Below are 11,065 nucleotides of genomic sequence, written 5' to 3'. Positions count from 1 at the left end.
CGGCAACGGCTCGATTCGGTCCACATCCGCGCCCTGAATCACGTTTCACGCCCGGCGGGAATCCCTCAAATCCGATTTTCCAAACAGCCTCTTAGGCGAGTTCTCAGAGTGCCGCGACCATGTGGGGCCAGATCATCTTGGCTTTAACGTTACCTGCTTGGCTGCCCGCGTCAGATCCTGCCGGGGCTCGTTGTCGACTACAAGGCCGAGTACTGTCGAACGATGTTGGAGTTGGCAGGTCGGTGCACATAGGAGCAATCAACGTTAAGTCTGTGACGGTGCCGTCCAAGCCAGCCATTGCCGAATGACCTGTACCCATGATCGTTCACGCTAGTATTATGTCGCTCTCAAATTCTACGCATTTTTAGGAAAGTATCAGAACGAACAATATTTATATGTCGTGGACGATGTCTAGACGTAATGGATGTGATCAAGATGTTTATGTCGCAAATCTTTCCAGAAGAGGTAGGCTTACGGCCCTGGCATCGGCGTCGAACACAGCTGCTGCAGTGACATGGCTCCGGGCTGATTCCACGGCACCTGCATCTGCTTTTTGATCTGGCTCAAAGCGGGCCCGGCTGAAGGCGATACATTCTCAAACAATCGCAGTTCTGCGGGCGGTGTCGCTGATCGGCACCCGGGGAAACTCAATCGGTCAGTGGGAGCAGGAAGATGAAATCGATGAGTGAAACGACCTTGAAAGCTGGCCGGATCGATGAGGAAAGCTCCTCAGGTCGCACGCCGGCGATCCGGAGCGTGCGGGCGCTGGCGCTGCTGGCCACGGCGTTGATCGTCGCCGCGTGCCAGCAGGTGCCGTCCGGACATTGGAACAAGCCATGCGGAACCAAGACGGGCGCGGACTGCTACGGGCAGGCGTCTCCGCCGCCAGCCGCACACTAAGCCTTTGAGACCGCTGCCGGACATGGGCGCCGCTCCCCGGAGGGACTAGTGCCGCGGCAGCGGTAGGCCGGCATTTGACGCAGGTCAATGTCGCCTTGGCCGGGAAGCGCAAATCTCCATCTGCGAATGACGTTTGGGTGGCCGCGCCGGCCACGGCGCGAATGCCGGCCGTATCGGGAAGACGCACGGCGGCGGGTCATGAGGCTGGACTGCGGCGCGTTCCCGAGGAGATCATGCGATGAGATTGAGAGCGCTCACGACCGTCGAATGCACCAAGGTCCTGACGGACAATCACCTATGTCATCTGGCATGCGCCCATGGCGGCCGGCCCTACGTCGTGCCCCTCTACTGCTGCTACTCGGGCAACTGGCTGTACGCCTTTTCCATGCCGGGCAAGAAGATCGAATGCATGCGCTCCAACCCGCAAGTCTGCGTTCTGGTGGAGGAGCGCGGCGAGGGGCGGCAGTGGCGGAGCGTGCTCGTTGACGGCCGATACGAGGAGCTTGGCGATTCTCCGGAGGACAAGCAACTTCGTGAACATGCCTGGCGGCTTCTCAGCACACACGTCAATTGGTGGGAGCCAGGCGGTCTCAAACTGGGCAAACAGCCCATGGCCGACCACTCGTCGCACCTGTTCTTCCGCATTTTCGTGGAGCAGGTGTCCGGCCGCGAGGCTCTCGACGATTGACGTTTTTCCGAGGGGCAGCTTGAAACCGCTGCCCCTGGCGTCACGCCTCTATCGTGCCATGAGGATGGGCAGCGACGGTGCGGCGAGCATCGACTTGGTCACGCCGCCGAAGATGCGCTCGCGCAGCCTTGAATGCCCGTAGGCCCCCATGACCAGCAGGTCGGCGGACATGTCGCCGGCGTGGCGCCTGAGCACGTCGGCGACATCCTGGCCGGACTTCGGCAACCGGTCCACCGCGACGTTGGCGCCATGGCGGGCGAGATAGGCCGCAACATCCGCTCCCGGTTCTTCGCCATGATCGTATTCTCCCTCCACGGGATCGACGAGAACGACGCGGACCTCGTCGGCCCGGGCGAGGATTTCCAGAGCTTCCCGAACGGCGCGCGATGCCTCGAGGCGGGAATCCCACGCGACCATCACCCGCTTCGGCTTGAGGGTCGGGGCGGTGCCGGCGGGCGCCAGAAGAACCGGCCTTCCCGACGAAAACAGTGCCCCTTCCATGGCCTTGTTCCTCAGCGTTCCGCCTGAAAGCATCTCCGGGCCGATCACGGTCAGGTCGGCGTAGCGGGCACGCCGGCCGATGATCTCGTCCGACCAGCCCATCTCGGCATATGCGCTGGTCACGTCGCTGGAGATCGGCATGGCCGCCAGGAGGCCCTGCACCGCCTGGGTCCGCTTGTCGAGGTTCGCCATGTCCATCCGCCGCTCCTCCGCCCAGGCGTCGGACAGCGGGGCTGCATAGTCGCCGATCGGCGGCGGAGCGGCCAGCGCGACGGCCATCACGGAAAGATGGGCTCCCGTCTGTTCGCTCAGTCCGGCGGCCAGCTTGATGTCGCCGTCTCCGTCGCGGACGCCCGTGATCGCAAGAATTGTCCTGAATGGCATGGCTTGGGACCTCTCGAAGGATTTGCCTGGCGCCAGAACTAGCGCGAAGCGAGCCGTCGTGCCTTGCGCTAGGTCAAGGCACGGCGACGTCGAGCGGGATTGACGTGCGTCAAGGCGCGAAGCCCGGCAATACCCGAAAGAGGGACGACAGGAGGGATGGATCCGCAATGGGAAACGTTATGGCTGCCTGCGGAGCAGGTGCCGGCTGGAAGATGGACGGCATCGGCAACGTGGTCGGCTGCCCGGATACGGCGACGGTCGGTTTCGATCGTTGGCTCGCAGCCAGATTGCATCCCGGCTGGACCTAGCAGGCCGAGAGACCGCCGTGAACGAGCCGCTGTTCAGGAAAACCCTACTTGCGATCGCACTGACCGGACTCGTTGCGGGTTTCCTGGGCGAGGCCCAGGCCGTCGTAGGCATTCCTTCCGACACGATACGCGTGCTGGCGACTGTGCCGGTGGCGCTAAGTCTCGCGAGGTCCATTGTCTTGGATCTCCTGGCCGGGCGCGTCGGCGTCGATGCGATCGCCCTGATTTCGATGTCCGCCGCGATCGTCCTCGACCAGACCCTGGCCGGACTTGTGATCGCCATCATGTATGTCGGCGGTACGGTCATCGAGGACTTCGCAAGGGGCAAGGCCGAACGCGACCTCAGGGCGCTGACCGACCGCTCACCCCGGATCGCCCATCGGCTCTCCGCAGTGGGATTGCAGCGAATCCCCGTCGACGACGTCCGGATCGAGGACCGCCTGCTGGTCCGCGCCGGGGAGCTTGTGCCGGTCGACGGTGTCCTGTTGGAGCGGTCCGCCCGGATAGATGAATCGGCGGTCACGGGAGAGCCCCTGGCGAAGCGCTGCCAAGCCGGGGAGCCGCTCCGTAGCGGCACCGTCAATGCGGGCGAGCCGTTCCACATGCGCGCGACCGCCATCGCGCGCGAGAGCACCTATGCCGGTATCGTGCGCATGGTCGAGGCGGCCCAGACCGCCAAGGCGCCGTATGTCAGGATGGCGGATCGTTTCGCCATCGTCATGCTGCCGCTGACCCTGGCGGTGGCGGCGATTGCCTGGCTGCTCTCCGGAGACCCGATCCGTGCGCTCTCCGTGCTGGTGGTTGCGACGCCTTGCCCGCTGATCCTCGCCGCTCCGATCGCCTTCGTCGCCGGAATCTCGCAGGCGGCAAGGCGTGGGGTTCTCGTGAAGGGAAGTGCCGCGCTGGAGGCGCTGGCCAAAGCCCGCACCGCGATCTTCGACAAGACCGGTACGCTGACGCATGGCGGCGCGGAACTCATCGAAGCGACGGCCGCGCCGGGGCGCGACAGCGACGAGCTCTTCCGCCTTCTCGCTTCGCTCGAACAGGCTTCCCACCATGTGCTTGCGGAAGCCATCGTCGCGACGGCCAGGCGGCGTGGCCTCGTGCTCGGTCACCCGACGGACGTTCGCGAATTTCGCGGCTCGGGACTGAGGGGCCGGGTCTGCGGGCAGGAGCTGTGCGCCGGATCGAAATCCCTCGTCCTTTCCGACCGCGATGTGCCAAGCTGGGCGGAGGGCGTGCTTGCCCGCTATCGGCAGCAGCCGGTGCTCACCGTCTTTGTCGAGGTGGATGGACGGCTCGCCGGGATCTTCGTCTTCGGCGACGGGCTGCGTGGCGATGCCGTCGAGACGGTCTCTAGTCTCCGGAAGGCCGGTGTGGACCGGCTTCTGATGCTGACGGGCGACGATGCCGAAACGGCGGAGCGCGTCGGCACGACGCTCGGCCTCGACGAGGTCTTGGCCGATGCAGCGCCTGCCGACAAGGTGGCCATCGTGCGTCGCGAAAACGAGAAATCGACGACCATCATGGTCGGCGACGGCATCAACGACGCCCCGGCGCTCGCCACCGCCACGGTCGGGATCGCGATGGGCGCCAGGGGGGCAACCGCCTCATCGGCCGCCGCCGACGTCATCGTTCTTGCCGATCGCCTGCGGCCAGTGGCGGCCGCCGTCGAGATCGCCCAGCGCACAAGGGCGATCGCTTCCCAGAGCGTCATCGTCGGGCTCGTCCTGTCCGGCGCGGCCATGGTCGCGGCCGCCGCCGGCTTCATCACCCCGGTTGCCGGCGCGCTGCTGCAGGAGGCGATCGACGTGGCGGTGATCGTCAACGCCCTGCGCGCCCTTGGGCCGGGCCAACCGCCGCGCTGGAGCAGCGATGTGCCTGGATCGGAAGGCGCGGCGGCGCAACCTGCTCGTCGGCGCCGCTCGGACCATGCCGTTGCCGGTTTCGCGAAGCCGCCGAGCCCGGACAGCCGCAAGACGTCCACGCGCCGATGAAAGAACGGACATGGATGCGATCATAGCCCGCCTGGGACTCGCGCTGGCAGTCGGCCTTCTCGTCGGCCTGGAGCGCGGCTGGCAGGAAAGGAACGCGCCGGAGGGCAGCCGGACCGCCGGCATCCGCACCTATGGCGTATCGGGCCTGCTCGGCGGCGTTCTTGCCGAGCTCGCCATGGCGCTGTCCGCATCTTCGATACTGATCGCGGGCTTCCTCGGTTTTGCGGCGGTTTTCTCCTGGTTCAAGGCCAGGGAGGCGATCCACGACGACGACTTCAGCGTGACCAGCGTGATGGCAGGGCTTGCCGTGTTCGGCCTTGGCGCGCTGGCGGTCGCGGGGGACTATCGCGCGGCGGCCGCCGGCGGTGCAGCGCTCGCAGCCCTGCTGGCCAGCCGCGAGGTGCTGCACGGCCTGCTCAGACGGCTCACCTGGGTCGAGCTTCGGTCGGCGCTGATCCTGGCGGTGATGACCATGATCGTGCTGCCCCTCCTGCCGGACAGAGCGATCGACCCGTGGCAAGGCTTCAATCCGCGCGAGGTCTGGATTTTCACGGTCCTGATCGCCGCGATTTCCTATCTGGGCTACGTGGCCGTGCGCGTCCTCGGGCCTGCACGAGGGCTTTTGGTGAGCGCGGTCGCCGGCGCGGTGGTGTCGTCGACGGCGGTGACGGTGGCGTTGGCGCGGGCCGCGAAGTCGAGCGAGAGTGTCTGGGCGATGGCCGGCGCGGCATCCCTTGCCGCCGCCGTATCCGTCGTCCGTGTCCTCGCCATCGCCCTGCTCGTGCAGCCGGCCGTGGCGGCCGTCGTGGCGCTGCCCGCCTTGGCGGCGGCGGCGGGCTTCGTCGCCAGCGGCGTGCTGCTGTTTTCGATCCCCGGCGCCAAGCAGCTTCCCGAAGCTGCGATGCGCAATCCGTTCGAACTGGGTCCGCTGCTCGTGTTTGCCGGCCTCTTCGCGACGGTGTCGGTGGCTAGCGCCATCCTGTCGGGCTTTTTCGGAGACGCGGGCATGGTCGCCGCTTCGGCCGTTTCAGGTCTTTTCGACGTCGACGTCGCAGTCCTCAGCGCGCTTCGCCGCGCCGCGGAGAGTTCGGTCGGTGCGTCGGCCCTGGCCGTCCTCGTCGCGCTCGCCGCCAACGCGGCCGGGCGCTTCGCCCTGGCGGCCATGGCGGGACCGCTGCGCTTCTCGGCGGCGTTCCTGGCGGCCACCGCGACCGCCCTGGCCCTGGGAGCGGCTGCGCTTGCAATATCACCGATCCAATGAGGGAGCAGATCGGGATTGACCTCGATCAATGCCGCTTGCGCACCGTGCGGTAGTCATGGACCGGAAAGGAACCTGCCATGCCGACGATCAAGGATTTCACCCCGGGCTTCCGCAGTGTCCGGCTGCTCCTCGCCCGCGAGAAGGGGCATCCCGAGGGTGACCGGGACGCGGGCTATGACCTGCTCATTCCCCTGGACGATGCCGGACGCATCGCCGCCGCCGAGTGGAAATCGCACCAGGCGCTTTGCCGCGTTAGGAAATTCTCCGAACGGGCGGAAGACCTGATCGGCCTCGTCCGGCGCAAGCCCGGCGGCCAATGGTACTTCGACTATGCCGAGGGCGAGGGCGACGACGAGATCGGATTTCGGCTCGGCGAGGAGCAGTTCATCGTCGGCGAATACCTGTCGATCGGCCGCAAGGGAGCCATGCACACCTACCGCGTCGCCCGGGTGGAACGCCCGTAGGTCGCCGTGCCGTTCCGCGGACGCGCGTGGGTTCACCTGGGCGTCAGGACCGGCCAAGCCAGCGGCAGTCCGCAATGCTTGCCCGTCGGTCGGGCATTGCGGACGGCAATGCTGTTGAATTCTTGTAATACCTTCGTAGCGCATTGATAGAAATCAACAAACGCGCGATGTCTTCATATGTCGAGGCAGATTCGATGGCTGAGCGGCAGGGGCTGTTGTATACCGACCCTGGTGCTTACGTCCGGCAACCGATGACATTTGAGAAGATCGCATCATGGATGGCGGTTCCCTGTCCACGCGCGTCAGCCCGCATACCTTCCCTTTGCGATACAAGGGGATGGCGGGGTATCTCGTTGCCTTCCTGACGGTAGCGGCGGCTCTCCTTGTCCGCATCGTGCTTCAGGACGTGCTCGCCGAGCGGGCGGCCTTCACGCTGTTCGTGCCCGCCATCCTTCTCGCCTCGATCCTAGGAGGCATCGGCCCCGGCCTGCTGTCGGTGGCAATGTCGGTCTTCGCAGGCTCGTACTTCTTCGGGGAAGACCTGTACCAGACCGAAAATGCGGCGGCGGTGCTGCTGTTCGTCGCCGTCGGCGTCGCGATGGCGGCGATCGGCGAACTTCTCCACCGCGCCTGGGACTCCATCGAAGTCACGCGGAAGGCTCTGGAGGAACGCGAAGTCCATCTCGGGTCCATATTGGATACGGTCCTGGACGCCACCGTCGTCATCGAGGGCGATGGGACCGTCGTCTCATTCAACGCGGCGGCCGTCCGCCAGTTCGGATACAAGGAAGAGGAAGTCCGCGGCCAGAACATCCGCATGCTGATGCCGGAACCTTACCGGAGCGGGCACGACGGCTACATCCAGCGCTACCTGGCCACCGGCGAAAAGCGCATCATCGGGGTGGATCGCGTGGTCGTTGGCCGCCGCAAGGACGGGTCCACCTTTCCTATGAAGCTTGCGGTGGGAGAGATGAAGGTCGACGGCAAGACCTATTTCACCGGCTTCATTCGCGACCTGACCGAACGGGAAGAATCTGCTGCTCGCCTGCAGGAGATCCAGGGCGAACTGGCACGACTGGCGCGGTTGAACGAACTCGGCGAGATGGCCTCCACGCTGGCGCATGAGCTCAACCAGCCCCTGTCGACGATCGCCAACTATGCCCAGGGTGCGAACCGCATGTTGCGCGACAGCCCGGACAAGGCGATGGCCTACCTGCCCGAAGCGCTCTCGGAAATGGCCAGCCAGTCGCTGAGGGCCGGCCAGATCATCAGGCACCTTCGCGAGTTCGTCATGCGCGGAGAAACCGAAAAGGCGCCGGTGGAGGTTCACACGCTGGTCGAGGAAGCCGGGGCGCTCGCCCTCATGGGATCGAAGGAGCGGGGCGTCCGTTCAATCTTCGAGTTCGCCCCCGGCGCTGTGATGGTGATGGCCGACAAGGTGCAAATCCAGCAGGTCCTGACCAACCTGATGCGCAACGCGATGGAGGCCATGCGCGACAGCGAGACGCGCCTGCTGACCGTGCGCACGTCGCCGGGCGAGGTGGGCGAGGTCGTGGTGGAAGTCTCGGATACCGGGTCCGGGATTTCCGAGGAGGTGGCTTCGCAACTGTTCAAGCCCTTCACCACGACGAAGCCGGGCGGAATGGGGATCGGCCTGTCGATATCCAAACGGATCGTCGAGGCCCATGGAGGCGGCATCAGCATGACGCGCAATGCCCATGGCGGCGTGACGTTCCGGTTCACCCTGCCTGCATACGAGGAAGGGGCGAGCAATGGATAAGGGCGACTATGTCATTCACATCGTCGACGACGAAGAGGCAGTCAGGAAATCGCTGGCCTTTCTCCTGACCATGTCGGGGTTCACGGTGCGCCAGCACGAATCGGCGCTCGCATTCCTCGGCATCGCGCCGAACATGCGCAACGGATGCCTCGTCACCGACCTGCGCATGCCGGACCTGGATGGCATTGAACTGCTGCGGCGGCTGCGTCAGCTTCCGAACCACGTACCCACGATCGTCATCACCGGACACGGCGATGTGCCCCTGGCGGTGGAGGCCATGAAGGCGGGGGCGGTGGATTTCATCGAAAAGCCCTTCCAGGACGAAGTGCTGATCGCGGCGATCGAACGCGCCATCGCGGCCCTTGCGAAGGTGGAGGTTCAGGAGGACGCGGCGGCGATCCGCAGCCGCGCTGCGACGCTGAGCGAGCGGGAGCGGGAGGTCTTTGCGGCGGTCGTTGCCGGCCTGCCGAACAAGACCATTGCCTTCGACCTCGACATCAGCCCGCGGACGGTCGAGGTGCATCGCGCCAACGTCATGGCCAAGATGGAGGCGAGAAGCCTGCCCGAGCTCGTCCGCATGGCGCTCGAAGCCGGCCTGGGATCCCGCTAGAGCGCTTCCGCTTTTCTTCGAATCGCGGAAGCGCTCTATCTCCTTGTTTTGACGCAATTCCGGACGGAAAACCGCTGCGCACTTTTCCTGGAATTGCTTGAGCAGCGTCGTCCGCCGGCGGACTAAGTAGAGCTACGTAGGGATGTAACCGAATTTTCCTGCGGCCGCGGTCGCGCCATAGATCTCTCATGCGCAGGAGGGAACCATGACGCTGCACCGCAGGATACAGTCCTTCAAGGATCGCCAGGCCGTGGACGCGGCCGGCTGGGATCGGGAAAGCCTGTTCGGCGACCCGATGCCCGTCTCGTTCCACCCTGCCGGTTCCGAGATCTTCTGCGAAGGCGACGAGGTCAGCTGCCTCTACGAGGTCAAGTTCGGTTGCGTGAGGACCTATCGCCTGCTGGCCGACGGACGGCGCCAGATCGCGGCATTCTACTTGCCGGGCGAGGTGTTCGGGTTCGAAGCGGACCGCACCCATCATTTCTCCGCCGACGCCGTCGTGACCACCGCGGTCTGCTCGATCCGGCTTTCGGCCGGGGCTGACTTGTCCAGGCAGATCCTGCCTTTGGCCCTCCGCGGTCTGGTGCGGGCCCAGGAGCACCTTCTGGTCCTCGGCCGCCAGAACGCCGTCGAGCGCGTGGCTGCCTTCCTGCTGGACATGTCGGTCCGGCAGGGCGATGTCGACCTTATTGACCTTCCGATGTCCCGCTCGGACATCGGCGACTATCTCGGCCTGTCGCTCGAGACCGTCTCGCGCGTCCTGACCAAGCTCAAGGGGCTCGGTTTGATCGAGCTCACGACGCTGCGCACGGTCAAGATCCTGAAAGCCCGCGCGCTTGCAGCCACGGGCGGTTGACCAACACCTCCCAGCCTTCCGGGAAGATGGATGGGGCTGCCCGGCGTCAGCCTTCATTGCTGCAGATTTCGGCCCCGCTGGGTTTGCTCGTCCGCGATCGGACGGAGCAGGCGGGGCAGGGGCAGGCTCACCACCAGGCCGGCGGCAACGATCAGCGCCGTGACCGTAAATCCGGCGTAGGGCAGGAACGTGACGTCGAACAGGAAACCGCCGGCGCCGGAGCCGGCGGCCTGGCCGAGGCTCGCCGCGGCCGTCATCCGGCCGAGATCTGCGCCTTGCGTTTCGGTCGAGCCGAGCGACGCCCAGTAAGTGGCGACCGGCGACAGGATGCCGGCGCTGGCCGCGATCAGAGCCACGGCGACGGTCATGGCGATCGTGGTCTCTGCGAGCGGAACGATGGCCAGCCCTGCCGCGAGGGTCGCGAGGCCAGGGGCAATCAGCCAGCGCGTGCGTCCGGGATCGACGAAGGGCGAGAATACCAGCGCCTGGACGATGAACATGACCAGGCTGCATTCGGCGAACATGACGCCGATATGGGCGGCGTCGAGTCCGAGGATCTGCTTGCCGCGCAGCGCCAGTCCGACCTCGAACGACCCGACCGCCAGTGCCGTCACGAAAGCGACGGCCCGCAGACGAAGCACGACCGCCCGATCGGCTTGAACGCGAGGAGCCGCGGCCATGGAGGCTTGGCGCCCGACGGCGGCCGGCAGCAACACCCGAACCATGAGCGCCGCCGCCAGGGCGAGGGCGACGACGGCGATGAACGGGGTCAACAGCAGGCGATCGCCCGTCGTGACCGGGAGCTTGCCGGCATCGCCGGCAACGAGACCGCCGAGCAGGGGGCCGACGAAGAAGCCGGCCATGCCGGCGATGTTGATCATGGCGAACCGGTGGGCGCGCCACCTCTTCGACGGCGCATGATCGCCGACCAGCGCGTAGGCCACCGGGGTGATGGCGGCGGCAAAGAGGCCGCTGAGGAACCTGCCGGCGTAGAGCAGCGGCAGGCTTTCGGCCGTCGCGAAAAGCAGGGCCGTCGCGGCGAAGCCGAGCAGGCCGACCAGCAGGACGGGACGACGCCCGCTGCGGTCCGATAGCTTGCCCCACATCGGTGCGAACAGGAAGATGGCGAGGATGTAGGCGCCGGTCAAAAGCCCCGTGTGGCGGGAAAGTGCGGCCGGGTCGGTGCTGCCGGCCACCCGTTCGAGCAGGAACGGCAGGACCGGCAGCACGATGCCGTAACCGACGCTGATCGCGAACATCGCGACCAGGATGGCCGAGAAGGCATGCCAGGATAGACCACGCACGCTGGCCTCCCG

At 65.9% G+C, this 11,065-nt stretch carries 11 protein-coding genes; 9 read left to right on the top strand and 2 right to left on the bottom strand.

The window, feature by feature from the left end; genetic code table 11:
• Window positions 1-672: 672 nt before the first annotated feature.
• Window positions 673-900 (top strand): hypothetical protein, encoded by a 228-nt coding sequence (locus J2X50_RS15920; RefSeq protein ID WP_429096439.1) that lies wholly within the window; start codon window positions 673-675, stop codon window positions 898-900.
• Window positions 901-1,138: 238 nt separating this feature from the next.
• A complete protein-coding gene (locus J2X50_RS15915; RefSeq protein WP_429096437.1) occupies window positions 1,139-1,588 on the top strand; it encodes a pyridoxamine 5'-phosphate oxidase family protein in 450 nt (149 codons plus the stop codon).
• A 48-nt stretch (window positions 1,589-1,636) separates the two neighbouring features.
• Here the strand turns inward: J2X50_RS15915 and J2X50_RS15910 are convergent, their stop codons facing one another.
• Complete coding sequence (locus J2X50_RS15910; protein ID WP_429096435.1) at window positions 1,637-2,473, bottom strand: universal stress protein; 837 nt, start codon at window positions 2,471-2,473, stop codon at window positions 1,637-1,639.
• A gap of 167 nt (window positions 2,474-2,640) precedes the next feature.
• Here J2X50_RS15910 and J2X50_RS15905 point away from each other — a divergent pair, with 167 nt between their 5' ends.
• The 7 genes from J2X50_RS15905 to J2X50_RS15875 all read left to right on the top strand — a co-directional run bounded on the left by J2X50_RS15905 (window position 2,641) and on the right by J2X50_RS15875 (window position 9,749).
• On the top strand, window positions 2,641-2,781 hold the full coding sequence (locus J2X50_RS15905; protein WP_429096433.1) for a hypothetical protein: 141 nt from the start codon (window positions 2,641-2,643) through the stop codon (window positions 2,779-2,781).
• A 17-nt stretch (window positions 2,782-2,798) separates the two neighbouring features.
• Window positions 2,799-4,778 (top strand): heavy metal translocating P-type ATPase, encoded by a 1,980-nt coding sequence (locus J2X50_RS15900; protein ID WP_429096431.1) that lies wholly within the window; start codon window positions 2,799-2,801, stop codon window positions 4,776-4,778.
• A 10-nt stretch (window positions 4,779-4,788) separates the two neighbouring features.
• A complete protein-coding gene (locus J2X50_RS15895) occupies window positions 4,789-6,039 on the top strand; it encodes an MgtC/SapB family protein (RefSeq protein ID WP_429096430.1) in 1,251 nt (416 codons plus the stop codon).
• 77 nt (window positions 6,040-6,116) lie between these two features.
• On the top strand, window positions 6,117-6,503 hold the full coding sequence (locus J2X50_RS15890) for a hypothetical protein (RefSeq protein WP_429096428.1): 387 nt from the start codon (window positions 6,117-6,119) through the stop codon (window positions 6,501-6,503).
• Window positions 6,504-6,777: 274 nt separating this feature from the next.
• A complete protein-coding gene (locus J2X50_RS15885; protein ID WP_429096426.1) occupies window positions 6,778-8,283 on the top strand; it encodes a PAS domain S-box protein in 1,506 nt (501 codons plus the stop codon).
• Window positions 8,276-8,893: a response regulator FixJ gene (gene fixJ / locus J2X50_RS15880; RefSeq protein WP_429096424.1), complete on the top strand. Its 618-nt coding sequence runs from the start codon at window positions 8,276-8,278 to the stop codon at window positions 8,891-8,893. Before J2X50_RS15885 ends, fixJ begins: the two co-directional genes overlap by 8 nt.
• A 205-nt stretch (window positions 8,894-9,098) precedes the next feature.
• Window positions 9,099-9,749, top strand: coding sequence for a helix-turn-helix domain-containing protein (locus J2X50_RS15875; protein ID WP_429096422.1), 651 nt, complete (start codon window positions 9,099-9,101; stop codon window positions 9,747-9,749).
• A gap of 53 nt (window positions 9,750-9,802) precedes the next feature.
• Here J2X50_RS15875 and J2X50_RS15870 read toward each other — a convergent pair whose 3' ends face one another.
• Window positions 9,803-11,053 carry an MFS transporter gene (locus tag J2X50_RS15870; protein WP_429096420.1) on the bottom strand — a complete coding sequence of 417 codons (1,251 nt, stop codon included), beginning with the start codon at window positions 11,051-11,053 and terminating at the stop codon, window positions 9,803-9,805.
• Window positions 11,054-11,065 lie beyond the last annotated feature (12 nt).

Origin of the sequence: Aminobacter sp. BE322 (assembly GCF_050433525.1) — a bacterium.
GTDB lineage: Bacteria > Pseudomonadota > Alphaproteobacteria > Rhizobiales > Rhizobiaceae > Aminobacter.
The sequence above is the reverse complement of the archived record's forward strand: the minus strand, read 5'-3'. Positions and strand labels throughout refer to the sequence as shown.